Raw genomic sequence first — 25,108 nt, 5'->3', positions numbered from 1 at the left:
ACATGAACACTGCCACCCCGGCACACCCCGCCAACAATTTTGACTTTGTCAGGATTGTGGCCGCCACCCTGGTGCTTTATAGCCACCAATATGCCCTGAGCGGGCAGATGGAGCCTTCATTTTTTGGGCTGCACAGTTTTGGCGGATTTGCCGTTCTCGTATTTTTTGCCATCAGCGGCTATCTCGTCACCCAGAGCTGGTATTCAGATCCCAATATCCTGCGCTTCGCCCTGCGCCGCCTGCTGAGAATATGGCCTGCCCTGGCGGTTGTCGTTACGCTGACTGCCCTGGTATTGGGGCCTATTGTTTCCAGCCTGCCTGCCGCTGATTACTATGCGCACGGCGGCACCTGGCAATATTTTCTGAATCTCCGTTTCATTGCCGTTTACATACTGCCAGGCGTTTTTGAAAAAAATCCGTATCCGCTGGGCGTCAATGGATCGATATGGACCATCCCCATCGAGGTTCTCTGCTATCTTGTTCTGGCGGTCTGTGGCCTGGCCGGACTGCTGAAAAAGAAAACCATCTGGCTGGCGGCCATTGTTACTTACCTGGCATGGTATTTTTCTAAAAACAGCCCGGACTTGTATCACAGCATTCATCAAAAACGGGAATTGGGAGCCTATTTCCTGTCCGGATCTGCCCTTTACGTTTTGCGTGAGTATTGGCAAAAACGCCCCTGGACCTGGCTGGCGGCGCTTGCCTTGCTGGCTGGCGGGCTGCTGCTTGCAAAAATGCGCTACACGGCGCTGCTTGCTTTCATGCCCTACGCTGTCATCAGCCTCGGCACTGCCAGTACGCCATTCATCCGCCGGTTTGGGCGCTATGGCGACTTTTCCTACGGAATTTATCTTTTCGCTTTTCCGGTGCAGCAAACAGTCATCATGTGCCTGTACCCGGAATATGGATTCTGGAGCGCCATGATGCTTTCGATGGCGATAACGGCTGGCCTGGCATTCCTGTCCTGGCATCTTGTGGAAAAACCTGCCCTGAGGTTCAAGCCAAGCAAAAATACCATGAGCAATACGCGCTTTTGTCTTCCCGAAAGAATCAATTTCTACGCTTTATATCTGGCCCTGTTTGCGGTATATTTTTCCTATCTGTTGATTTTTTGGCCCGGCATTCTTGGGGAAGACTCTCTGGCCATCCTGCTGGAAGTCGAGAGCAACCGGGAATTCCAGTCGGGAAAGCCAATATTCTGGTACCTGTTCGTCAATTCATTCTACAAGCCATTCAATCTGGTTGAAATTCCGGTCATTGTCCAGATACTGGTGGCGACGGCTATTCTGGCAAGGATTCTGACTTATGTCTACAATGAGAATGGAAAAAAACCATTTTTCATTTTGCTGGCATTCGTCGCCCTGGCTCCGCACCTCGTATTTTATACAACGAGTCTATATTCTGATGGCATTTATGCGTGCGCCCTGGCTGGCCTCTTGTTTGAGACATGGATATGCCTTAGGAACAAAGCTGTCTCAAGGATGTCCTTCTTCATCCTGTTCGTATCCATTCCTTTTGCGATTTTCGCGCGCCCCAATGGAATCATCAATATCATTGCGCTAGTCGTTCTGGCGGCTGTCATCCGCATTCCAAAACAGCGATTGGGACTGGCCGCCGTTTCACTGGTCTGGGTAACGGTCGCCTTTTATGGGGTTGCCAATCACAAGCACAAAACGCCTATAGGAACGGTGTATCCCGTCGCCCTGTTTGAAACCGTCAATTTCCTTCAGCCTCATGCAATGGGTCTTTATCCTCCGCGAGTTTCTGCTCCGGCCATCCAGGCTCTGGAAAGCGTCGCCCCTTTGGATCTCATCATCAAATATTACGACAGGGATTACTGGGATCCTCTGATATTTTTTCCGCAGGGGCCAGCTCTTGCATCCATGGAGAAATCGCAGCAGGATATTCTCATCAGCGAATTTTTCAGGCATAATCTATGGAGGAATATTCCGGCTTTCATGTCGAGCCGCGTGAATATATTTCTTGTTTCAGCCTTCGCCCAGGGCGGTTTCCCCGGTCCTACATATGCCAAAAATGTTCTCGAAAAAACGAAATCCGAATCAATCTATAGGAAATGGGGTCTTGAAAGAGCCGAAAAAGCGCTGATGGCTATTCACGATGCCAGCTTTGAAAACAGGTGGCTATTATGGTCGCCATTGCCGGGAATCATTCTTCTGCTCTTCGTGACTCTGCGTGCTTTCAACAGAAGAGATCTGCCCGCGCTGACTGTCTGTGGAATTCTTCTGCTTCAGCTGTCGGCCGTGTTTTTCTTCTCAATCGCGGGGGAGTATCGTTACCTCCTCGGCTTTTTTGCTTCACCGCTGGCGCTGCTCCCAATTTACAGGGAAATCAGGAAAAGCGACGAAAAATGAATTTCACGACGATCTTGTTAACGCTGAGCTGTGTTATTGGCATTGCAATTGGACAGATATTATTCAAGCAGGCGGCGCTTGCTATTTCCACGCCCGTTACGCTGCATGGCATGCTTGCCAATATCTGGATATGGTTATCTCTTTCCCTCTATGGCGCCACCACCTTGCTCTGGATCTGGGTTCTGAGACAGGCGCCGCTGCATTTGGCTTACCCTTTCATGGGTCTGGCCTTTTTACTGGTTCCTGTTTTTGCGCGCATTTTCCTGAATGAGCCGCTGTCTCTCCAGACCATTGGCGGCGGCATATTGATTATGCTGGGCATTGCGTTGGCTTCTGCCGGCGCACATCACTGAAATGACGAAAATTGCTGTTGCCATACCTTGCTACAAGGTCAGAAAGCATATTCTGGATGTCATATCCAGAATACCTGCCAGCGTTCAAAGAATATACGTCGTGGATGACAAGTGCCCTGAAGAGAGCGGCTTGCTGGTCCAGCAGGATTGCACTGATCCGCGCATTCATGTCATCTTCCATGAAAGCAACCAGGGCGTGGGCGGAGCCATTCGCTCCGCCTACAAAAAAGCGCTTGACGATGGCATGGATATCATTGTCAAGGTGGATGGTGATGGACAGATGGATCCTTCGCTGATTCCGCTTTTCACGACGCCTATTGAAAAAAGACATGCCGATTACACGAAAGGCAATCGTTTCTTCCAACCAGCATCCTTGCGGCAAATGCCTGCCATCAGGCTGATCGGCAATGCGGCCCTGTCAATCATCAATAAATTCAGCTCGGGATACTGGTCCATCATGGATCCGACCAATGGCTATACGGCCATTCATGTACATGTGTTGCGGGAGCTGCCTCTGGATGACCTGGAAAGAAGATATTTCTTCGAAAGCGATATGCTGTATCAGCTGAGCCTGGTTCGAGCTGTCGTTCATGATGTTCCGATGAATGCTGTTTATGCGGATGAAAAATCAAATCTGAAGATCACAAAAGTATTGCCAGAGTTCGCTGTCAAGCATGCCATCCGGTTTTTCAAGCGCTATGCCTACCAGTATTTGCTGCGTGATTTCAATATTGGCAGCCTTTATAGCATCAGCGGTATGTTGATGCTGATATCTGGCGCAGGTTTTGGCATTTATGGCTGGCTGCAAAGCGTGGCTACGGATGTGCCGGCAACCAGCGGAACCGTGATGCTGGCAGCATTGCCGATCATCATTGGCATTCAGTTCATCATTGCTTTCTTGCATCATGACGTGAGCAGGGAGCCGGTGACTCCGCTTTTGGCGGATTTGCCGGACGCCGCGCGCCTGTGAAATGATTGCCTACAATCAGGCGCATGCCAGCCCGCGTGTTTTTGCAACCGGACTTCAAACCTCGTTTTAATGAACCACATCCGGAATTTTTCCATCATCGCCCACATTGACCACGGCAAATCCACGCTGGCCGACCGGCTGATTGCGCGTTGCGGCGGGCTTTCCGAGCGTGAAATGAGCGAGCAGGTGCTCGATTCAATGGACATCGAGAAAGAGCGCGGCATCACCATCAAGGCGCAAACGGCGGCTTTGCGTTATGCAGCGCGTGATGGCAGGGTTTACAACCTCAATCTGATCGATACGCCGGGACATGTGGATTTCTCTTATGAGGTGTCACGTTCACTATCAGCCTGTGAAGGCGCGCTGCTGGTGGTGGATGCCAGCCAGGGCGTGGAAGCGCAGACGGTGGCCAATTGCTACACCGCGCTGGATCTGGGCGTGGAGGTGCTGCCCGTGCTCAACAAAATGGATTTGCCGCAGGCAGACCCGGAAAACGCCAAGGCCGAAATTGAGGATGTGATCGGCATTGATGCCAGTGAAGCAGTGGCGATTTCAGCCAAAACCGGCATGGGCATTGACGATGTGCTGGAGCAAATCGTGGCCAAAGTGCCGCCGCCGCGCGGCAAGGCGGATGCGCCCTTGCGGGCCATGATCATTGACAGCTGGTTTGACGCCTACGTGGGCGTGGTGATGCTGGTGCGCGTGGTCGATGGCCGCCTGCAAAAAGGCGAGCGCATCAGGATGATGGCCACGGGCGCGGCGTATGAAGCCAACAGCCTGGGTGTGTTCACGCCCGCGCAGCAGCCGCGTGAGGCGCTGGAAGCGGGCGAAGTGGGCTATGTCATCGCGGGCATCAAGGAGCTGAAGGCGGCCAAGGTGGGCGACACCATCACGCTGGAGAAAAAGCTGCCCAACAACCTGGGGCCTGCCAGCGAGCCGCTGCCGGGCTTCAAGGAAATCCAGCCACAGGTTTTCGCGGGCCTGTATCCCACGGAAGCCAACCAATACGACGCCTTGCGCGACAGCCTGGAGAAACTCCAGCTCAACGATGCCAGCCTGCACTTTGAGCCGGAGGTGTCGCAGGCGCTGGGTTTTGGCTTTCGCTGCGGTTTTCTGGGGCTGCTGCACATGGAAATCGTGCAAGAGAGGCTGGAGCGCGAATTCGACCAGGACCTGATTACCACCGCGCCCAGCGTAGTGTATGAAGTGCAAAAGGCCGATGGCGAAGTCATTCAGGTGGAAAACCCGTCCAAGATGCCTGACCAGGGGCGCATCCAGGAAATTCGCGAGCCGATTGTGACCGTGCATTTGTACATGCCGCAAGATTATGTCGGGCCCGTGATGACGCTGGCGAACCAGAAGCGCGGCGTGCAAATCAACATGCAATATCACGGCAGGCAAGTCATGCTGACTTATGAAATGCCGCTGGGCGAGATTGTGCTGGATTTTTTCGACAAGCTCAAATCGGTCAGCCGGGGTTATGCATCGATGGATTATGAATTCAAGGAATACCGGCCGTCAGACGTGGTGAAGGTGGATATTTTGCTCAATGGCGACAAGGTGGATGCGCTGTCGATTATTGTGCACCGCAGCCAGGCGCAGTTTCGCGGCAGGGCGGTGGCGGCCAAAATGCGCGAAATCATTGCGCGCCAGCAGTTTGACGTGGCCATTCAGGCCGCGATTGGCGCCAACATCATCGCGCGTGAAAATATCAAGGCGCTGCGCAAGAATGTACTGGCCAAATGCTATGGCGGCGACATTACCCGCAAACGCAAGCTGCTTGAAAAGCAGAAAGCAGGTAAAAAACGCATGAAACAGATTGGTTCGGTCGAAGTGCCGCAAGAAGCATTTCTGGCCATTTTGCAGGTGGAGGAATAATGCCTGCATTGACTGCATTCATATTGGCCGCTCTTGCCGGCTATTGCGTTGCCTGGTATGCGGGTTATATCGAAGGCAATTTCCCATTGCTGCTGCTCGTGGCCACCGTGATCACGGGGGCGTACTGGCTGGCCGAGCGCTTTTTCTTTTTGCCCAGGCGCCGCGCCGCTGCTTCCGCGCTTGAGGCGCGGCACGATGCGCGCCGCGCCGAGCTGGCTGCGCAAGGCATCAGCCAAGTGGATGCCGATATCAGCGAGGCCCGCGAGCGCCTGCTGTCGCAGCCTTGGTGGCTGGATTGGACGGCCGGGCTTTTCCCTATTATTCTGGCAGTTTTTCTTCTGCGCTCCTTCGTGTTTGAACCATTTCGGATTCCTTCCGGGTCAATGATTCCCACGTTGCGCATTGACGATCTGATTCTGGTCAATAAATTCACTTATGGCATTCGTCTGCCCGTATTCAACACGCGAGTGACGCAGGGCAATTCCATCCAGCGTGGAGATGTTGTCGTTTTTCATTATCCCTTGCAGCCCAGCCTGGATTACATTAAGCGCGTCGTGGGTTTGCCAGGCGATGAAGTGACTTATTTGAACAAGCAGATTACGGTCAATGGGCAACCTGTGCCGCAGACGCCGGATGGAGAGTTTCTGGATAAATCCACCGTGCAGTATTTCCGCCAGATGCAGGAAACGCCAGCGCCAGGCAAGCAACACAACATCATTGTGGATGACCAGCGCCCCACCCTTATCCCCAGTGTGACGCAGTTCCCCCATCGTGATCTGTGCCAATACAGCATCGAAGGCGTGCGCTGCAAGGTGCCGCCCGGTCACTACTTCATGATGGGCGACAACCGTGACAATTCCCTGGACTCACGGTACTGGGGTTTCGTGCCCGATGACTATATTGTCGGCAAGGCGTTTTTTGTGTGGATGAATATCGGCGATCTGAGCCGGATCGGATTTTTCAACTAAGGGATGGGAATCATCATGTCTTCACTTCGTAAACAACGCGGGCTTACTCTGATCAGCCTGATTATTCTGGCCGTTTTGCTGGGCTTGCTATTCATTGTCGGCTCGCAAGTCGTGCCTTCGGTTACTGAATTCATGAGCATCAAGAAAGCGGTAAAACACGCTGCCACCAATGGCGGCAATCCAGCCGAGATTCGCGCGGCTTTCAATAAATCTGCGGAAGTGAACTACATTGAAACGATTTCAGGGAAAGACCTTCAAATCACACAGAGCAACGGGAAAACCATTGTCAGCTTTGCTTATGACAAGGAAATTCATCTGGCTGGTCCCGCTTATCTTCTTATCAAATACGAAAGTTCGACAAGCAGCTCCGGCTATTGATTTCACCAGTCCATGAACTCTTTCGAGGCCCTGCAAACCCGCCTGGGCCACCATTTCACGCAACCCGCCTTGCTGCAACGCGCCCTGACGCATCGCAGTTTTGGCGCGGATCACAACGAGCGCCTGGAATACCTGGGCGATGCCGTGCTGGATTTGGTCGTTGCGCATTGGCTGTACGAGGCGCTGGCGCGACAGCCTGAAGGGGATTTGTCGCGTGTGCGGGCCAATCTGGTCAAGCAAGACACGTTGCACCGCCTGGCCGTGAAATTGGGTCTGCCTGACATGCTGCGTCTGGGCAGCGGCGAGCGCCGCGCGGGCGGCCAGCAGCGCCCTTCCATTCTGGCGGACGCTCTGGAAGCCGTGATCGGCGCGGTTTATCTGGATGGCGGCTACGCCACGGCCAATGCCTTGGTGCGCAGCCTGTTTTCGGGGTTGGAAATCACGCCGCAGATGCAGGCGGCCGCCAAAGATGCCAAAACGGCCTTGCAGGAATGGCTCCAGGCCAGGCATTTGCCAGTGCCAGACTACGCCGTTACCCGCATTGCGGGCGCAGCGCATCAGCAAACGTTTGAAGTGAGCTGCCATGTGCAGGCGCTGGCGCTGACAGCGCATGGCCGGGGCGGATCGCGCCGCATGGCGGAGCAGGCCGCCGCCGCCGCCATGCTTGAGAAACTTCAGGCCCCGCCGCCGCCGAAATCGCCGAAACCAGGCAAGCCGTCTGCCCGCGGCTTTCTCTCCAGCTCCAAACGGCCCCTTGGCGGGCCTGAAAACACCCATGACTGAAAGCGCTTCCGAATCTGCGCCTGCTTCTTCCGGGCCTTCCCGGCAGCGTTGCGGCTTGATCGCCATCGTCGGCCGCCCCAATGTCGGCAAATCCACTTTGCTCAATGCGCTGGTGGGGCAAAAAATCAGCATCACCAGCCGCAAGGCGCAGACCACGCGCCACCGCATCACAGGCATTCGCACCCTGCCCGATGGGCAAGGCGGCGGCACGCAATTCGTGTTCGTGGACACGCCAGGCTTTCAAACGCGCCACACGGCCGCGCTGAACAAATCGCTCAATAAAACCGTAATGGGCGCTCTCGACGGCGTGGACTTGGTGCTGTTCGTGGTGGAAGCAGGCAAATTCAGCCTGGCCGATGCCAAAGTGCTCGCCCTCATGCCCAAGGGCGCGCCTGTCATTCTGGTGGCCAACAAGCTTGACGCCGTGCACCGCCGCGCCGAAGTGGCGCACTGGCTGCGCGACATGCAGGAGCGCCATGCCTTCGCCGAATACGTGCCCATGTCGGCCAAGAACCCGCAGGAGGTCGCCCGCCTGCTGGACATCTGCGCGCCCTACCTGCCAGAGCAGCCCTGGTGGCACGATGCGGACGATCTGACCGACCGCAGCGAAAAATTCCTGGCGGGTGAAATCGTGCGCGAGAAGCTGTTCCGCCTGACGGGAGACGAGCTGCCCTACACCTCCACCGTCGTCGTGGAAAAGTTCGACGAAGAAAAAAGCCGCCAATACGGGCGGCTGGTGCGCATTGCCGCCACGATCGTGGTGGAGCGCGACAGCCACAAGGCCATGATCATTGGCGAGAGCGGCCAGCGCCTCAAGCGCATAGGCACCGAAGCGCGGCTGGAGCTGGAAAAGCTGCTGGGCTGCAAGGTGTTCATCGAACTCTGGATCAAAGTCCGCTCCGGCTGGGCTGATGACGAGGCGCGCGTGCGCAGCTTTGGCTACGAATAAAGCGCCGCCAGCGCCACAAACGCCGCAAGGCAAGGCCCAGGCAGCCTGACAACCTGATCGCAATCTGCCTGTTGCAGACGTGTGGGCGTCCAAAGCGCGGCGCAAAGCGCTCGCAGAAAAAGGGCGGCTTCATCCGCATGCGCGTCCCTGCCGCAGGCCGCCGCTTCAGGCGGCAAGACTTGGCCCTGCCCATGCGGATTTTTTGAGCGCCTCCGCTTGCTTTTCTGGCGCCTTATTTCGCTCCTCTAACCATAGCATGATGTCCTAGTGTAGAAAGCGCAGAACGGCATTCATTACCCCTGAAATCAGCTCCTGTTTTTGATGTTTCCCGGTCAGGGCCTGCGGAGCGCCGCCCGCCGCGCCTGACCCCGCCGCTTCAATTTGGCGCGCGGCCTGCCGGACCGATGCGGAGCATGCGCTGAACGTGCGGGCGCTCAACAGCAGGCCGCAAGCCCAGCCAGGCGCGGGCGCTTGGCACCCGCCCTTGCCCGCAGGCGGCGAATGGCAAGGGCGACAATCCCCGCTTTTCCGGTTTCCGTGCGGCTGCCGGCCGCGCTCCGCCGTGGCGCGGGGCCGCTTGTTTCCTGTTTTTTTCCTCTCTACCCATGTCTGCCCAGCCTTTTGTCCACCTTCGTCTGCATTCCGAGTTTTCCGTGGTGGATGGCACCTTGCGCATTGACGAAGCCGTGAAGCTGGCGGCCCGAAGCGCCCAGCCCGCGCTGGCGGTGACGGACCTGAACAACATGTTCGGCGCCGTCAAGCTCTACAAGGCCGCGCGGGGCAAGGGCGTGCAGCCCATCCTGGGCGCGGAAGTCACGCTGGAAGGGCTGGGCGAGGACAAAAGCGCGCTGTCGCGCGTGCTGCTGCTGGCGCAAAACCATGATGGCTATTTGAATTTGTCGGAATTGCTGGCGCGCGCGTGGACGCAAGGCGCGGCCAGCGGGCAGGCGGTGGCGCGCTGGCCGTGGCTGCAAGAGCTGTCGGGCGGCCTCATCTTGCTGTCAGGCGCGCAGGCCGGGCCGGTGGGGCAGGCGCTGGTGCAAGGCGATGCGGCGCGCGCGGGCAAGCTGGCCCTGCAATTGGCGGGCGTGTTTGCGCACCGCTTTTATCTGGAGCTGCAACGCGCGGGCCGCGCCGATGACGAGGCGCACGTGCGCGCCGCCGTGCGCCTGGCCACCCGGCTGCGGCTGCCGGTGGTGGCCACGCACCCCATTCAGTTTGCGGCGGCGGGCGACTTCGAGGCGCACGAAGCGCGCGTGTGCATTGCCGAAGGGCAGATGCTGGGCGACCAAAGCCGCGCGCGGCGCTTCACGCCGCAGCAGCACTTCAAAACCAGCGAGGAAATGCAGGCGCTGTTTGCCGATGTGCCTTCGGCGCTGGCCAACACGGCTGAAATCGCCCGCCGCTGCGGCCTGGAGCTGACGCTGGGCCAGGCGCGCCTGCCGGACTTTCCGGTGCCTGCGGGCCACACCATCGAGAGCTACTTCCGCCAGGCTTCGCTGGACGGGCTGCAAGAGCGCCTGCGCCTGCGCTTTCCCGACGAGGCCGAGCGCGAAAAGCGCCGCCCCGAATATCTGGAGCGGCTGGAGTTCGAGCTGGACACCATTTTGAAAATGGGCTTTCCGGGCTACTTCCTCATCGTGGGCGACTTCATCAACTGGGCCAAGCACAACGGCTGCCCCGTGGGGCCGGGGCGCGGCTCCGGCGCTGGCTCGCTGGTGGCCTACGCGCTGAAGATCACCGATCTGGACCCGCTGCAATACAAGCTGCTGTTCGAGCGCTTTCTGAACCCCGAGCGCGTGTCCATGCCCGACTTTGACGTGGACTTTTGCCAGGCCAACCGCGACCGCGTGATTGACTACGTGAAAGGCAAATACGGGCGCGAAGCCGTCAGCCAGATCGCCACCTTCGGCACCATGGCCGCGCGCGCCGCCATCCGTGACGTGGGGCGCGTGCTGGACATGAGCTACAGCTTTTGCGACAGCATCAGCAAACTCATCCCCAACAAGCCGGGCAAGCCCGTCAGCTTGCAATATCCGCCCGCCGGCCTGAGCGAGGCCGAGCGCGAGAAATACGCCATAGCCGCCGAGCCGCTGCTGCGCGAGCGCATCGAGCAAGACGAAGAGGTGAAAACCCTGGTGGAAATGGCGCAAAAGCTCGAGGGCCTGACGCGCAACATCGGCATGCACGCGGGCGGCGTGCTCATCGCCCCCGGCAAGCTCACCGACTTTTGCCCGCTCTACCAGCAGCCCGGCAGCGACTCGGCCGTGAGCCAGTACGACAAAGACGACGTGGAAGCCGTCGGCCTGGTCAAGTTCGACTTTCTGGGCCTGGCCACGCTCACCATTTTGGAAATCGCGCGCGAACTCATCGTGCAGCGCCACCCCGGCCAGCAAGCCTTCGCCTACGAAAACATACCGCTGGACGACAAAGCCACCTACCAGCTTTTCCAGCAAGGTCGCACCGAAGCCGTGTTCCAGTTTGAAAGCCGGGGCATGCAGGGCATGCTGCGCGACGCCCAGCCCTCGCGGCTGGAAGACCTGATTGCCCTGAACGCCCTCTACCGCCCGGGGCCGATGGACCTGATTCCCAGCTTCATCAGCCGCAAGCACGGCAAAGAGCCGGTCATCTACCCCCACCCGCTGCTCGAAGGCGTGCTCAGCGAAACCTACGGCGTCATGGTCTATCAGGAGCAGGTGATGCAAAGCGCCCAGATTCTGGGCGGCTACAGCCTGGGCGGCGCCGACTTGCTGCGCCGCGCCATGGGCAAGAAAAAAGCGGAAGAAATGGCCCGCCACCGCCTCATCTTCCGCGAAGGCGCGGCCCAAAAAGGCATCAGCGAAGACAAGGCCGACGAAGTCTTTGACCTCATGGAAAAGTTCGCCGGCTACGGCTTCAACAAAAGCCACGCCGCCGCCTACTCGCTGCTGGCCTATCACACCGCCTGGCTGAAAGTGCACTACAGCGCCGAATTCTTCTGCGCCAACATGACGGTGGAAATGGACAACACCGACAAGCTGCGGGCGCTGCATGAAGACGCGCTGCGCGAGGGCCTGGCCTTTGAGCCGCCCGACATCAACCGGGGCGGCTACCGCTTCGAGCCGGTCAGCGACAAGCTCATCCGCTACGGCCTGGGCGCCATCAAGGGCACCGGCCAACAGGCCATCGAAGCCATCGTCGCCGCCCGAGAAGGCCGGGGCGAAGGCTTTGCGGGCGGCGAAAGCGGGCCGTTTGCCAGCTTCTTCGACTTTTGCCGCCGCATCGACCGCACGCGCGTGAACAAACGCACCGTCGAAGCCCTCATCCGCGCCGGCGCGTTCGACACCCTCCAGCAAAACCGCGCCGCGCTCATTGCCGCGCTCGACGTGGCCTGGGACTACGCCGCCGCCTGCGAAGCCAACGCCCACCAGGGCGGCCTGTTCGACGCCCTGGGCGACGGCCCCGGCGCCAGCAGCGAAGAGCCGCCCCTGCCCGCCGTCACGCCCTGGGGCGTGAAAGAGCGCCTGCTGGAAGAAAAAACCGCCATCGGCTTTTACCTCTCGGGCCACCTGTTCGACGCCGCCGGGCCGGAAGTGCGCCAGTTCGTGCGCCGCGACCTGGCCAGCCTGCAAGAAAGCCGCGAGCCGCAGCTCATCGCCGGCATCGTCAGCGGCCTGCGCGTCATCAACGGCCAGCGCGGCAAGCTTGCCCTTTTCAGGCTGGAAGACCAAAGCGCCGCCATCGAAGCCCGCGCCGAAGAAGCCCTGCTCAGCCAACACGCCGCCAGCCTGAAAGACGACGAACTCGTCATCGCCCTGGGCCGCGTGCAGCCCGACCGCTTTTCCGGCGGCAACCAGGTCACGCTCACGCAAATCTGGCCTCTGCCGGCCGCCCGCTGCCGTTTCGGCAAATACCTGCGCGTGGCCGTCGGCCCCACCCCGCCCAATGTGCGCCGCCTGCTCCATGAATACCCGCCGCAGACCGAAGAAACCGAACACGGCCTGCTGGAGCGCGGCCTGAGCGTGCGCCTAGCCGTGGAGCGGCGCGGCCAGGATGCCGAAGGCCGCCCCATCGGCGCCATCGCCCAGTTCGAGCTGCCCGAAACGGCCCGCACCTGGCCCACCGACGAAGCCCTTGCAGCCTGGCGCGCCGAAGCGGGCGAAGGGCAGGCGGCTGTGGTGTACGAATAGGCTGTCTGTCAATGAAAAAACCGGCTATTTCAATTCATCAGATCGCCAGGCGCCACGCCATGCACAAATGACGAGGTCACGAAATCACCAAGCCAGTTCAAATATATTCAAAAATATTGTCTCGACATGTTCATAATTGTGCAGAACATTCTCGCTTTAATTTATGTTGTGGATAATATGAAAATCATTATCTCCAATAGGAAAAGGTTGCCTGGGTGATAGGTTGCGGAATCAGCTTTGATACATGAAAGAAGAATCAAGCCTGGAGATGCTGCTGTTTCAGGCCATGCAGCTCTATGAAGTGCAAACGCTGGAGCCGTTCCTGGCTGACCCTGATTGGCGCGTGAGGCGTCAAGCCGCCATGAAGATTCAGCTGCATGGCGGCGCATGGGGCTTCAACCTGGCCAAGCGCTTGCGTCAGTCTGCGAAACCCGTGCTGCGAGGCATGAGCATGTTCCTGCTTGGTCAAATGAAAGGCGGAAATCCGCCTTTTGTGCAGCAGGGACTGCCATTGCTGATAGATGCGCTCGAAAATGACCCATCGCCTTATGTCAGGAATGAAGCGGCAGCCGCTCTAGGGCACATTGACGCGCCCGAATCCATTAAAGCTCTCGTCAAGGCTTCAACGGATCCATTCGATGAAGTCAGGGCATCAACGGCCTTTGCGCTGAATAATAGCGCATTAAAAAACCATCCTCTTGTGCAAAAGGCGTTGAAACGCCTGCGGCGTGATAGATCGAAATCCGTCAGATATTGGTCGGAAGATGACAGTTCTGTTGATTAATCAGGTCTGCAAGATATTCAGGCGTTTTTGGCTGGAAATCGTCTTTGAAAAAGCATTTACGGCTTGTGCTCAAAGCCGCTCAATGGCCCGCAGCAGCTCATCCACCTGCTGCGCCGTGGTGGCCCAGCTGGTGCAGTAGCGCACCACGTGGCGGCCGTCCAGCTCCTCCCAGTCGGCAAAGCCGAATTCGCGCACGAAATAGTCCGCCTGCCGGCGCTCAAGAATGGGAAATTGCTGGTTCGTGTTCGATTCGCCGTGAAAGGCCACGCCCTTGGCCTCGAATGCCTGGCGGATGCGCCGCGCGTGCGCCAGGGCGCCGTGGCAAATGCGCGTGTAAAGGCCGCCGGTGAACAGCGTGTCGAACTGAAGGCCCAGCAGCCGCCCTTTGGCGAGCAGGGCGCCGCGCTGTTTCATCAGGGCGCGAAAGTGCGGCTTGAAGGCGTCGTTGCAAATCACCACGGCTTCGCCAAACAGCGCCCCGCATTTGGTGCCGCCAATGTAGAACACGTCACACAGCCCGGCCAGGTCAGGCAGCGTGATGTCGCTGACCTGCGCGTGCAGCGCGTAGCCCAGCCGCGCGCCATCCACGAACAGCGCCAGCCCGTGCTCGCGGCAGGCCTGGGAGATGGCCTGCAATTCGGCCTTGGCATACGCCGTGCCCAGCTCGCTGGGGTGCGAGATGTAGACCATGCCCGGCTGCACCAGGTGCTCTTGCGCCGGGTTTGCTTGGTAGTAGCGCGCGTATTCATGCACTTGCCGCGCGGTGAGCTTGCCGTCGGTGCTGCGCAGGGTCAGCACCTTGTGGCCGCCCGCTTCAATGGCGCCGGTTTCGTGCGTGGCCACATGCCCGGTTTCGGCGGCGATCACGCCCTGCCAGGGCCGCAGGATGCTGGCGATGACGGCGGCGTTGGTTTGTGTGCCGCCCACCAGAAAGTGCACATCGGCCCGCTCGTCGTGCACGGCGGCGCGGATTTTTTCGCGCGCGCTTTCGCTATACGGGTCCAGCCCGTAGCCTGCGGTTTGCTCCAGATTGGTGGCCGCCAGCCGTTCCATGATGGCCGGATGGCATCCGGCCAGGTAGTCATTCCCAAAAAACGCCACGGGTTTCCTTGCAAAAAAGGGCGGATTATCCATCATCGCCCTTCTTGCCAAATATCACATGGCGATAAAAATTTGCCGTCAGATCGATAAATTTGGCTGGCTTGTAAAAGCGCAGGCAAAATTTAAATTGCCAATTTTAGAGCGATCGCTTTGGCGGGCTGGCGGCTTGTATTTGGAATCGGGGTTTATAAATTCAAAACCGAGCCAGGCTGCGCGCTAAATTTATTCATCCAAAAAATATATCACGCCGTCGACGACCACTCCGCCCGCTTTTCCTTCGCTAGTGGGCGGAATGTAAAAAAAGCTATGTCGCTGCGTCCGTCCGTCGTCGTATCTGAGCGTGAGTTCACCGCTATCTAGCGTATATGAGCCCGTGCTACTGCTAGATCTTGTTCCGCCGCCGCCCACATTGCTCATGGCGGCGGAGGAGTAGGACAAACTGTCGTCCCTGAAGCGGCCTTTGCCGTCGAAGTCATAGTGCCCGCTCACGCCTCCGCCAACGATATCTGTGCCGCCCGAGGCGTTGTAAACGGACATGGAGCCAACGGAGGTGAATGAGTAGCTGCCCTTTGGCACCTCATTCAAGATTTGAGCGTTAAAGAGATGGTATCCGCCGTCGCTCAACAAAAACGTGCAATCCGCATTCTCGCAGCTATATGTGCTTTGCTCGCCGTCGTTGGCGGTTCGTACGATTTTTTTGCCGTCTTTTTTATACGTGCCGTCGATGCGCGTGCGCCAGTCGGGCTTTTCTAAACGGCTCGCGTAAGTGCCGTCGTCGCGCAGATAAAAGGATATGTCAGTATTGGTGTTTATGAAGAACCACTTGCCCGCAAACACGCCCGTGCCTTTTTTGGTGGCTTTTGCGTCGCTGTGTTTTACGCCAGGGTCTTTTGTATTTGCTGCTTGATTTGCGCTTGAGCTTGATCTGGCTTGCGCTGAGCCGCTTGAACTTGCCCCGCCTGCCCGTTTTTTGAAGGTGAATACGATGTCATTGTCCGCCTGCCTGTATTCGAGCGTGTCGCCCTTTAATCTAAATTCGCCCGCATCTTTATCGAGCGCGTATCTGCCGCTGCCAAGGCTCTGATAGCCGCTGCTACCCGCGCCCGTCTTGCACGAGCCGTCGGAATTTGCCGCCACGATGCTAACAGTCGCTTTGCCGCCCGCAATCTGAAAAAACGAATCTTCAAAGCACTTTTGGCCCGCCGTTTTGAACGTCTGCCCCTGCGTCGTAACGGAGACGACGTCCCATCTGCCTTCAAGCTCACCCCCGCTTTGCGGCTTGGCGCCATTCATATTGAATTGAGCCTGATTTGTCGCAACGCCCGTGGAATTGGCCGCATCTTTTTTGAAGCCGAAAACTATAAATTTTCCTCCGTCCAAGGGCTGCTTTAGCTTGAGTTCATCGCCATTTATCCAAAACTCACCCGCATCCGCGCCGTTTGCGATGAGAGCGTATCTGCCGCCGCCAAGGCTTTTATATTCATAACTTTGTTTGCCGCTTTTGCACGAGCCGCCGCTTGAATCGCTGAGCGTGAATTTTGCGACGTCGCCGTTGATTTCAAAAAACGAATCCTCCAGGCATTTTTGCCCCGCCGTTTGCATGCTCTGCCCGTTTAATTCGGCTGAGATTATGTTCCATCGACTCTGTAGTTCGCTTGCGTATAAATTTGGCCCGCAAATTCCGGCAAAAACGCATGCGGCAAAGATCTTGGATTTAACCATGGATTTCCTTTCGAGAGTATTTTGCGAAACCGCTGCACCATGCGGTTTCTGATTTGGTCTGCAAAGTCATAAAAGCTTTCATGACCGCGAGCCTAGCGATAAACTTCGCCGTCGATGATCGCCATGGCCTTCTTATCTTTGCCGAGCGGCCGAGTGTAGAAAAAGCTGTGGCGCAGGGTCGTACCGTCGTCGTATTTGAGCGTGAGTTCGCCTTGATCGAGCGTGTATGAGCCCTCCTCGCTGCGCGATTTTGAGCTGCCTCCGCCTATGCCGCCGCCCGCCGTGCCCGAGCTTGCCGTAGCGTATGACGATCCGCCCGAGCTAAAGCGCCCTTTGCCGTCGAAGCAGTAGTACCCGCTCACGCCTACGCTTACGGTATCGCTGCCGCCCGACCAGTCGTGCAGGGACGATGAGCTGGCCTTTCGAAACGAGAAACAGTCTTTTGGCATTTCGCTGGCGATTTTGGCTTGAAACATATGATATCCCGTGCCGATCGAGTTCCACAAAAAGGTGCAGTCGTCATTTTCGCAATAGTAGCTCGTGTCATAGTCGTCGTTGCTGGTTATCGTTAGTATGCCGTCCTTGACCTTATACGTGCCGTCGATGCGCGTGCGCCAGTCGGGTTTTTCTAAACGGCTCGCGTAGGTGCCGTCGTCGCGCAGATAAAAGGAATAATCCTCGCTCGTGTTTTGCAGCATATTGAATTTCGTTCCGCCGAATACTCCCGAGCCTTTTTTGTCCGCTCCTGCGTCGCTATGCCTTACGCCAGGGTCTTTTACGGGATTGCTTGAGCTTGATTTTGTTTGCACCGAATTTGCGCTAGACCCTGCCTGTACCGCGCTTTTTTTAAAGACGAATACGACCTCTTGCCCGGCGACGACCTGCTTGTATTCGAGCGTGCCTCCCTTTAGCCAAAACTCGCCCAGCCCTTTGGTGCTCAGCGCGTATTTTCCGCCGCCCAGGCTTTTGTGGCCGCTTTTACCTGCGCTGCGGTTGCACGAGCCGTCGGGATTTGATCCCACGATTCCGACCGTCGCTTCATCGCCCGAAATTTCAAAAAACGAATCGCCAAAGCACTTTTGTCCCGCGACTTGAAAGTTCTGCCCCTGCGCTTTTAGCGAAACCAGCTCCCATCTGCCCTCCAGCTCGCTCGCACTTGAGCTTGGCCCGCCAAACCCGATATAAACGCATGCGGCAAAAACGATGCAAACGCATGCGGCAAAAACTTTGGATTTAGCCTTGCTTACGAAACCTGCCATAAATTTCCTTTCAAATGAATTTCGGCTCGATCCTGATAGGCAATTTTAACGTTTGCGGGCAAATTCAATTAAGTCGCGGTCAAATTCTGACATCCTTAAGCATTGCATTCGAATTTAATCCGCCAACCCATTTTTGCCGCATTTTGCAATGAAAGCGTCAAAAATCCTTGTCATCTTCGTCCGCGTTAAACTGCGGTAAATTCGGCGCCGGGCGCAGCGCCTTCTCTGCGCTCATTTCTCTACGCTCATCACGGGCGCAAGGCTTCCTGGGCGTTTTTATTTATCTTACGCTCACTGTATCGCTGCCGACCGGCCGGCCGTGCAGGGGCCAACGGGCTGGCCTTGTGAAACGAGCGGCAGGGCGCGGCTTCAGGAGCGGCAAGAGGCAAGGCAAGAGCTGGCGGGAGGGCAGGGCGCCTGCCGCCCTGGGCTGGCGGCAAGGTCAATACACCACGGGCAGCGGGTCCAGCGAGCGCCAGATGTACCAGGTGGCCGCGCTGCGCCAGGGCTGCCAGGCCTGGGCGAGTTCGCGGATGTCCAGGCGGCTGACGGGTTCGCCGCCGAAGTAATTGCGGCTGACGCCCTTGATCAAGCCCACGTCGTCCAGCGGCAGCACGTCGGGGCGCATCATGTGGAAGATGAGAAACATCTCCGCCGTCCAGCGGCCAATGCCGCGAATGGCGACCAGCTCGCTGATGATGGCTTCGTCGGTCATGGCGCGCCACTGGGCGGGGGCGATGCGGCCATCGTCAAAGTGGCGGGCCAGATCGCGCAGGTATTCCACCTTGCGGGCCGACAGGCCGGCGGCGCGCATCTCGTGCGCGCCCAGTTGCAGCACGCCTTGCGGGGTGAAGGCGGCCAGCAGCGCGGCGAAGCGGTCCCACACCGACTGCGCGGCTTTCACCGAGATTTGCTGGCCGACGATGGAGCGCGCCAGCGTGACGAAGGCGTTGCCGCGCGATTCCAGGCAGGCGTCGCCGTACTGCGGAATGAGGCGGCGCATGACGCGGTCTTTTTTGCTCAGGTGCGCGCAGGCTTCGCGCCACCAGGGCGGGGTGGCGATGGCGGTGCTGTCAGGGGCGGCGTCTGGCATGGGCGAAAACAAGAGGCGGAAAAGGGAGATGGCGGCCAGGCGCGCGGCGCTGGCGTGGCGGGCAGGGCAGGGCGGACAAAAGGCGGGCAAAGGGCGGAAAGACGCTGCCATTTCGCTCCGTATTCGATAGCATGGCCTCCTACGGAAATCTGCGCGAAAGGGGGTTTTATGGGGCCTGAATTTGCTCCTTCTTTTGATGATTGAAGAGACTTGCCAGCCAGCTGGGGCCAAGCTTCGCGCCGGTTTTCGGAACAGCCTCTCAGGCCGCTTCCCAGGTGGTGCCTTGCGGGCCGTCCTTGAGCGCGATGCCGGCGGCCAGCAGTTCGGCGCGGATGCGGTCGGCCTCGGCAAAGTTCTTGGCCTTTTTGGCGGCGGCGCGGGCCTCGATGCGCGCCTGAATGGCCGCTTCATCCAGCGCGCTGCCCGCTTGCAAAAAGGCTTGCGGATCGCCTTGCAGCAGGCCCAGCAGGCCGCCCAGGGCCTTGAGCAGGCCCGCGTCTTGCGCGCTGCGGCTGCGGTTGGCTTCGCTGGCCAGGTCAAACAGGGCGGCCACGGCCTCGGGCGTGCCGAAGTCCTCATCCATCGCGGCCTTGAAGCGCGCCGCTTGCGGGTGCGCCCAGTCAATGGCTTGCGGCGCCACGGAAGCGGGCGGCACGGCCTGCAAGGTGGTGTAAAGGCGCTTCAAGGCGCCGCGCGCGTCTTGCAGGTGCGCGTCGCTGTAATTGAGCGGGCTGCGGTAGTGGGTGCGGACGATGAAAAAGCGCAGGGTCTCGGCGTCGAACTGCTCCAGCACGTCGCGGATGGTGAAAAAGTTGCCCAGCGACTTGGACATCTTCTCGTTGTCCACATTGACAAAGCCGTTGTGCATCCACAGCCGCGCCATGGGCTTGCCGTGCGCGCCTTCGCTTTGGGCGATTTCGTTTTCGTGGTGGGGAAATTGCAGGTCGGCGCCGCCGCCGTGAATGTCAAAACTCTCGCCCAGCAGCGCGCAGCTCATGGCCGAGCACTCGATGTGCCAGCCGGGGCGGCCCGGGCCGTAGGGGCTGGGCCATTGGGCGTCTTCGGGTTCGGCGGGCTTGGCGGCCTTCCACAGCACGAAGTCCAGCGGATCGTGCTTGCCCGCGTCCACGTCCACGCGGCTGCCGGCCTGCAATTCGTCCAGCGACTTGCCCGAGAGCTTGCCGTAGCCCGGAAACTTGCGCACGGCGTAATTCACATCGCCATCGCCTGCCGGATAGGCCAGCCCCTTGTCTTGCAGCTGGCCAATGAGCGAGAGCATTTGCGGCACGTAATCCGTGGCGCGCGGCTCGTGCGTGGGCGCCAGCGCGCCCAGCGCGGCAAAGTCGCGGTGCATCTCGCCAATCATGCGGGCGGTGAGCTGGCCGATGGATTCGCCCCTTTCCGTGGCGCGGCGGATGATCTTGTCGTCAATATCCGTGATGTTGCGCACGAAAGTCACGCGGTAGCCGCTGGCCTGAAGCCAGCGCCGCACCACGTCAAACGCCACCACCGAGCGCGCGTGGCCTATGTGGCACAGGTCATAAACCGTCATGCCGCACACATACATGCGCACGTGGCCGGGTTCGATGGGGGAAAAGTCCTGCAACGCGCGGGTCAGCGTGTCGTAAATGCGCAAGGTCATGGCAAGGGCGTGGGAGAAGTGGGCTTTTGTGGCGGGCGCGGGGGCCGCAGGCCGCGAAGGCCGCTCAGAGGGCCGCCCGTGAGGCCGCCCGGGGGAGCAGGCGCTGCAAGGGCGCTGAATAAAATGCCGCGAATTTTAGAAGGCTGCCTCTCGTAGCCTTTTGTCTTTTCATGCGCCTGATGCCTTCACTCTCTTTCCCCTCGCGCTTTTTCCATCGCCCGCGCTGCGCGGCCATTGCCCTGATGGCGCTGGCCGCGCTGGCAGGCGGCGCAGCCCATGCCCGGCAAGCGGCCCAGGCCGAGCCGCTGCCCGCCCAGATCACCCGCCTGGCGCAGCAAGGCCGCGCCGATGAAGCCCTCGCCAAGGCGCGCGAATACCTGGAGCGCGAACCGCAAGATGTGCAGATGCGCTTCATTCAGAGCAACCTGCTGGCGCAAAGTGGCCGCACTGACGAAGCCGAAGCCGCGCTGGTGCAGCTCACGCGCGACTATCCCGAACTGGCCGAGCCATACAACAACCTGGCCGTGCTCCACGCCGCCAACGGCCATCTGGAAAAAGCCCGTGAAGCGCTGGAAACCGCCCTGCGCCTGGACCCCGGCTACGCCACCGCGCGCGAAAACCTGGGCGACGTTTATCTGCGCTTGGCCGCCAGCGCCTACGAGCAAGCCGCCGCCCGCCCCGAATCGGCAGGCGAAGCACGCCAGCGCCTGACGGACAAGGCCGCCGCCATCGGCAAACTGCTGCGCTGAAGCGGCGGCGCGGCTTTCTTTCGCTTTTTTCCCCGCCCCTTTTTTCCATTTCACAAGGAGAGACCCATGAGCTTCATGCGCCTGACCCGCCGCCGCCTGGGCGGCTGCCTGGCCAGCCTGGCCGGCGCCGCCGCGCTGGCCGCCACGATCGCGCTGCCCGCCCACGCGGCCGATGCCGCCCCGCGCGTGCAATTCGTCACCAGCGAAGGCAGCTTCGTCATCGAGCTATACCCCGACAAAGCCCCCAAAACCGTTGAAAACTTTCTGCAATACGTGAACGACAAGTTCTACGACGGCACCGTCTTTCACCGCGTCATCAAAGGCTTCATGGTGCAAGGCGGCGGCTTTGACAAGGACTACCGGCAAAAACCCACCCGCCCCTCCGTCAAGCACGAAGGGCGCGAATCCGTCGCCAAGGGCCTGCACAACACCGTCGGCATGGTGGCCATGGCCCGCACGGGTGACCCGCACTCGGCCACCGCGCAGTTCTTCATCAACACCGCCGACAACACGCGGCTGGACCCCGTCGTCATCCCTGAAGGCGATCCCGTCAAGGAAATCACCATCCACGGCAAAACCTACACCAACATCCCGCGCCAGCAGCTCACGCACAACCTCAACCTGTTTGGCTACACCGTCTTCGGCAAAGTCATCGAAGGCATGGACACCGTCGAAAAAATCCACAACGCCCCCACCGGCGCAGGCGGCTCCTTCCCCACGGACGTGCCGCAAAAGCAAATCGTCATCGAATCAGCCCGCGTGATGTAAAGCAACCCCAAGGAGAAACCACATGAGCAACCCCAAAGTCGAACTGCACATCAAAGACCACGGCGTCATCACCCTCGAGCTGGACGCCGCCAGCGCGCCGCAAACCGTCGCCAACTTTCTCGAATACGTGAAAAAAGGCCATTACGACAACACGATCTTCCACCGCGTGATTGACGGCTTCATGATCCAGGGCGGCGGCTTCGAGCCTGGCATGAAACAAAAGCCTACCGCCGCCCCCATCCAGAACGAAGCGGCCAACGGCCTGAAAAACAACGCCTACACCATCGCCATGGCCCGCACGGGCGACCCGCACTCGGCCACCGCGCAGTTCTTCATCAACGTGGCCGACAACGGCTTTCTCAACCACACCGCCCCCACGCCGCAAGGCTGGGGCTACGCCGTCTTTGGCAAAGTCATCTCCGGCCAAAACGTGGTGGACGCCATCAAGGCCGTGCCCACCGGCAGCAAAGGCTTTCACGAAAACGTGCCCCGCGCCGATGTGGTCATTGAAAAAGCCGTGGCGCTCTGAAGCAGGCTCCTGCCCGCCGCCCCACGCAAAAAAGCCGGCTTCGCAGCCGGCTTTTTTATGCCCATCCGTTTTATGCGCGCCTTGCCGGATACTGAATGGGCTGCACCGCAAGGCGCAGGCCCATCGTCTTGAGAATCGCCGACAGGCTGTGAATTTCTGGATGGCCCTTTGCGGACAGTGCGCGGTCAATGCGCGCTCCGCTGCCCTGCGCCTTTGACATGCCGCCAAACGCCTTCGCCATTTGGCAAAGTGCGATCAGCAGCTCGCCTTGATCGCCGTCTTCAAGAATGCTGTTCAGCAGCTCTAATATAGGCCGGGTCTTTGCGGAAGATTTCTGCCATCGCATCGTCATGCGCCCGATCTTTCATCACGCCCTCTCCTGTTTCGCTGTCAGTTTTTTCAATATTCGCACGCCGGGTGCTTGCCTGAAGCAGGGCGGCGGCCAAGAAGGGCGCGCGGCTGCGGGCAAATTGCAACATTCGTGTTTTTGCGGGAATGACCTATTGGCAGATGGTTGCAGCTGTGATTTAATGCACACTCTTTTCGCGCACTGCAAAGGGTTTTTCATCATTCTTGACTTGAAAGGCAATTCAAATGAAAAAGAATCTACTGGCCCTGGCCGCTTTGACGCTTGTTTCCGGCGCTGCACTCGCCCAATCTTCGGTCACGCTTTATGGTGTGGCGGACGTGGGGATTGGGAAAGAAGCTGGGGAAAAGGTGGGCATGATTAGTGGCAATGCAGTAAATAACGCGACTAGCTATATTGGTTTTCGTGGTATTGAAGATTTGGGGGGTGGTCTGAAAGCCGGGTTCAAGTTGGAGCAATATGTCAATATGGAAGACGGCGCAACGGCTTCTGCAAATGGATCATTTGTGAGGGGGGAAACTTTTAGCCGGGCTGCTAATCTGTGGCTGGAAGGCGGCTTCGGTCAATTCAAGATGGGGCGTTCTGGGACGCCCAGTTATAACGCGATGCTGACATGGAGCATTGTTGGTGATGCAATTTATTCTCCGTCTTTAATGCGTTATGGTTCAGTTGGTCGAGACCTTCGGACAAGTAGCCAATTTAGCTACAAGACGCCTGTGTTTGGTGGATTCAGCGCAGAGGTAGCTTTTGTGTCGAAGGGCGATCGAAATGATAAGTCCAATAAATATGACTTGAACGTCATTTATGACAACGGCCCCATCAGTGCAGGCATTGCCTACAACAAGATTCAGAATGCTAAGGCCAACTATGCATTGGGTGCTAAATATAATTTTGGAATATTTACCCTATCGGCCGGTTACTATGATATTCGCAATCCGAAACTCGCCACCCCGCTCCCCGGGGGATACAACCTTAAAGTGGCTGGTTACAGTATTGGAGGCTCTGTTGGTTTTGACAATATTACGCTGGCTGTTGAGTTACAGCGTCAGCGCAAGAATGAGGTCTATAATTCGATTGTCACTCAGAAGCTCAAGAAATATACAGATGGCGTGGTGGAGGCGAAATATGCTTTCTCCAAGCGCACTTTTGTTTATGCGGATTATTTAAGGTTTGATGGCAAGAATAATTATGGTGTAGGAATTCAGCATAATTTCTAATTGTTAGAAATTTGTTGCGGGGGAAGTAAATTTCTGCTGGAAATTTCATGGGTACGAGTCTTGCTTTAGGTAATCATAGGTCTTCTTTGAATCGGCTTCCGCCCGAACCGCAACAGCCTTCCGCACCACAATTAGGTCCTAATAACCAAAATGGGATTGGGGGTTCCCCACCGCCGCCCCCCAATCCCCCCGATTCTTCTTCTCCGTTTCCAGGTCCAGAAACTCCCCCGAACACTCCTTCCCCAGTCGGTCAGGGGCCGGACGCTTCCAGTGCGCTAAATCACAATGGAGACTCTTCGGGAGTATCTCCAGACGTCAATCACGGCCCGGCCCCCCAGGATACTTTTCCAGGCGCAAATCCCGCTGGCCGCGACGGAGGCGGCCCCACTTTCAACGGCGGCTTTGGTGCAGGTGTGTCCGGCGGCACGCCCTACGCTACCTCTTTAGGTGGCCTGTCCACCTCCCTGCTGAACATGGGCCTGCCCGCCTTCGCGGCGCTGCCCACGTTCATTCCCAGCTTTGAACCCAAGCGCGATAGCGAGCCGCCGTATCGCCCGCAGGTTCAACCCCAGCCTCCTCAGCCCCAGCCGCGCCCTGAGCCGCAACCCGCCATTCAGGCCCAGCAGACTGCCACGCAAGCGGCAACAACCCAAGCCGCCACGCGGGCCGAAACGCAGGCTGCCAGCACACAAGCGGCCAGCGTGCGCCAGCAGCAAGCGCGCGCTGCTGCCGGGCAAACGCCCACACCCCAAACGGCCACGCAAGCCGCCCTTCAGGCCCAGCGCCTCACGCCCGCCGCCCTGGCGGCCATCACCCGCACACTGGCCGCGCACCAGCAGCAAGCGGCCCGCATGGGCGCTTTGCTGATGGCTGCCGCAGGCATGGCCCAGCCTTTGGCCGTGCAGCAGGCGCAGCGCCAGCTGCTGGCGCAAGCCCTGGCGCTGGCCCTGCTGGCAGGCAAAGGCCAGGCCAGCGCGGCAGACATGGCCTTGCTCAACGCCACGCGCCAAAGCGCCATAGCAGCCCTCACGGCGGGCCTGCAAGCCAAAAACGCCAA

The 25,108-nt window shown here is 58.7% G+C and carries 19 protein-coding genes and 2 pseudogenes; 15 read left to right on the top strand and 6 right to left on the bottom strand.

Annotated features, from left to right (window positions below; translation table 11 throughout):
* Nucleotides 1–2: 2 nt before the first annotated feature.
* The 10 genes and pseudogenes from QB898_RS11275 to QB898_RS11230 all read left to right on the top strand — a co-directional run bounded on the left by QB898_RS11275 (nt 3) and on the right by QB898_RS11230 (nt 13,604).
* On the top strand, nt 3–2,372 hold the full coding sequence (locus QB898_RS11275; RefSeq protein WP_279525030.1) for an acyltransferase family protein: 2,370 nt from the start codon (nt 3–5) through the stop codon (nt 2,370–2,372).
* A complete protein-coding gene (locus tag QB898_RS11270) occupies nt 2,369–2,725 on the top strand; it encodes a DMT family transporter (protein WP_279525029.1) in 357 nt (118 codons plus the stop codon). The genes QB898_RS11275 and QB898_RS11270 overlap by 4 nt, the downstream gene beginning before the upstream one ends.
* A 1-nt stretch (nt 2,726) precedes the next feature.
* Nucleotides 2,727–3,695, top strand: a complete 969-nt coding sequence (locus QB898_RS11265; protein WP_050716269.1) for a glycosyltransferase family 2 protein — start codon at nt 2,727–2,729, stop codon at nt 3,693–3,695.
* Between the two features lie 69 nt (nt 3,696–3,764).
* Nucleotides 3,765–5,573 (top strand): translation elongation factor 4, encoded by a 1,809-nt coding sequence (lepA, locus tag QB898_RS11260; protein WP_102284316.1) that lies wholly within the window; start codon nt 3,765–3,767, stop codon nt 5,571–5,573.
* Complete coding sequence (gene lepB / locus QB898_RS11255; protein WP_279525028.1) at nt 5,573–6,541, top strand: signal peptidase I; 969 nt, start codon at nt 5,573–5,575, stop codon at nt 6,539–6,541. The genes lepA and lepB overlap by 1 nt, the downstream gene beginning before the upstream one ends.
* Before the next feature lie 15 nt (nt 6,542–6,556).
* Nucleotides 6,557–6,919: a DUF4845 domain-containing protein gene (locus QB898_RS11250; protein ID WP_050716629.1), complete on the top strand. Its 363-nt coding sequence runs from the start codon at nt 6,557–6,559 to the stop codon at nt 6,917–6,919.
* A 12-nt stretch (nt 6,920–6,931) separates the two neighbouring features.
* A pseudogene (gene rnc, locus QB898_RS11245) lies at nt 6,932–7,600 on the top strand (ribonuclease III); the annotation flags it as partial.
* 94 nt (nt 7,601–7,694) lie between these two features.
* Complete coding sequence (gene era, locus QB898_RS11240) at nt 7,695–8,651, top strand: GTPase Era (protein WP_082203329.1); 957 nt, start codon at nt 7,695–7,697, stop codon at nt 8,649–8,651.
* Nucleotides 8,652–9,256: 605 nt separating this feature from the next.
* Nucleotides 9,257–12,820 carry a DNA polymerase III subunit alpha gene (dnaE, locus tag QB898_RS11235; protein ID WP_279525027.1) on the top strand — a complete coding sequence of 1,188 codons (3,564 nt, stop codon included), beginning with the start codon at nt 9,257–9,259 and terminating at the stop codon, nt 12,818–12,820.
* A 244-nt stretch (nt 12,821–13,064) separates the two neighbouring features.
* Entirely contained in the window at nt 13,065–13,604 is a 540-nt protein-coding gene (locus QB898_RS11230; protein ID WP_279525026.1) for a HEAT repeat domain-containing protein, read from the top strand.
* A 69-nt stretch (nt 13,605–13,673) separates the two neighbouring features.
* Here the strand turns inward: QB898_RS11230 and QB898_RS11225 are convergent, their stop codons facing one another.
* The 5 genes from QB898_RS11225 to cysS form a co-directional block, all read right to left on the bottom strand.
* A complete protein-coding gene (locus tag QB898_RS11225) occupies nt 13,674–14,705 on the bottom strand; it encodes a threonine aldolase family protein (protein WP_102284659.1) in 1,032 nt (343 codons plus the stop codon).
* 222 nt (nt 14,706–14,927) lie between these two features.
* A complete protein-coding gene (locus tag QB898_RS11220) occupies nt 14,928–16,427 on the bottom strand; it encodes a hypothetical protein (protein WP_279525025.1) in 1,500 nt (499 codons plus the stop codon).
* 92 nt (nt 16,428–16,519) lie between these two features.
* Nucleotides 16,520–17,686 carry a hypothetical protein gene (locus tag QB898_RS11215; protein WP_279525024.1) on the bottom strand — a complete coding sequence of 389 codons (1,167 nt, stop codon included), beginning with the start codon at nt 17,684–17,686 and terminating at the stop codon, nt 16,520–16,522.
* Between the two features lie 442 nt (nt 17,687–18,128).
* Nucleotides 18,129–18,779 (bottom strand): DNA-3-methyladenine glycosylase family protein, encoded by a 651-nt coding sequence (locus tag QB898_RS11210; RefSeq protein ID WP_279525036.1) that lies wholly within the window; start codon nt 18,777–18,779, stop codon nt 18,129–18,131.
* Nucleotides 18,780–19,038: 259 nt separating this feature from the next.
* A complete protein-coding gene (gene cysS / locus QB898_RS11205; RefSeq protein ID WP_279525023.1) occupies nt 19,039–20,421 on the bottom strand; it encodes a cysteine--tRNA ligase in 1,383 nt (460 codons plus the stop codon).
* 179 nt (nt 20,422–20,600) lie between these two features.
* Here cysS and QB898_RS11200 point away from each other — a divergent pair, with 179 nt between their 5' ends.
* The 3 genes from QB898_RS11200 (at nt 20,601) to QB898_RS11190 (ending at nt 22,467) form a co-directional block, all read left to right on the top strand.
* The gene (locus QB898_RS11200) at nt 20,601–21,170 is read left to right on the top strand and encodes a tetratricopeptide repeat protein (protein WP_279525022.1); all 570 of its coding nucleotides are present in this window, start codon (nt 20,601–20,603) and stop codon (nt 21,168–21,170) included.
* Nucleotides 21,171–21,236: 66 nt separating this feature from the next.
* Nucleotides 21,237–21,938 (top strand): peptidylprolyl isomerase, encoded by a 702-nt coding sequence (locus QB898_RS11195; protein ID WP_279525021.1) that lies wholly within the window; start codon nt 21,237–21,239, stop codon nt 21,936–21,938.
* 22 nt (nt 21,939–21,960) lie between these two features.
* Nucleotides 21,961–22,467 carry a peptidylprolyl isomerase gene (locus tag QB898_RS11190; RefSeq protein ID WP_050716277.1) on the top strand — a complete coding sequence of 169 codons (507 nt, stop codon included), beginning with the start codon at nt 21,961–21,963 and terminating at the stop codon, nt 22,465–22,467.
* A 70-nt stretch (nt 22,468–22,537) separates the two neighbouring features.
* Here the strand turns inward: QB898_RS11190 and QB898_RS11185 are convergent.
* Nucleotides 22,538–22,835 (bottom strand): annotated as a pseudogene (locus QB898_RS11185) (helix-turn-helix domain-containing transcriptional regulator).
* A gap of 226 nt (nt 22,836–23,061) precedes the next feature.
* Between QB898_RS11185 and QB898_RS11180 the strand changes: the two are divergent.
* On the top strand, nt 23,062–24,051 hold the full coding sequence (locus tag QB898_RS11180) for a porin (protein WP_279525020.1): 990 nt from the start codon (nt 23,062–23,064) through the stop codon (nt 24,049–24,051).
* 413 nt (nt 24,052–24,464) lie between these two features.
* A partial coding sequence (locus QB898_RS11175; protein WP_279525019.1) for a hypothetical protein occupies nt 24,465–25,108 on the top strand: 644 nt, incomplete at its 3' end.

It is taken from the genome of Ottowia cancrivicina, assembly GCF_029813755.1.
Taxonomy (GTDB): domain Bacteria; phylum Pseudomonadota; class Gammaproteobacteria; order Burkholderiales; family Burkholderiaceae_C; genus Ottowia; species Ottowia massiliensis.
This window is presented reverse-complemented; position numbering and strand designations above follow the sequence as displayed.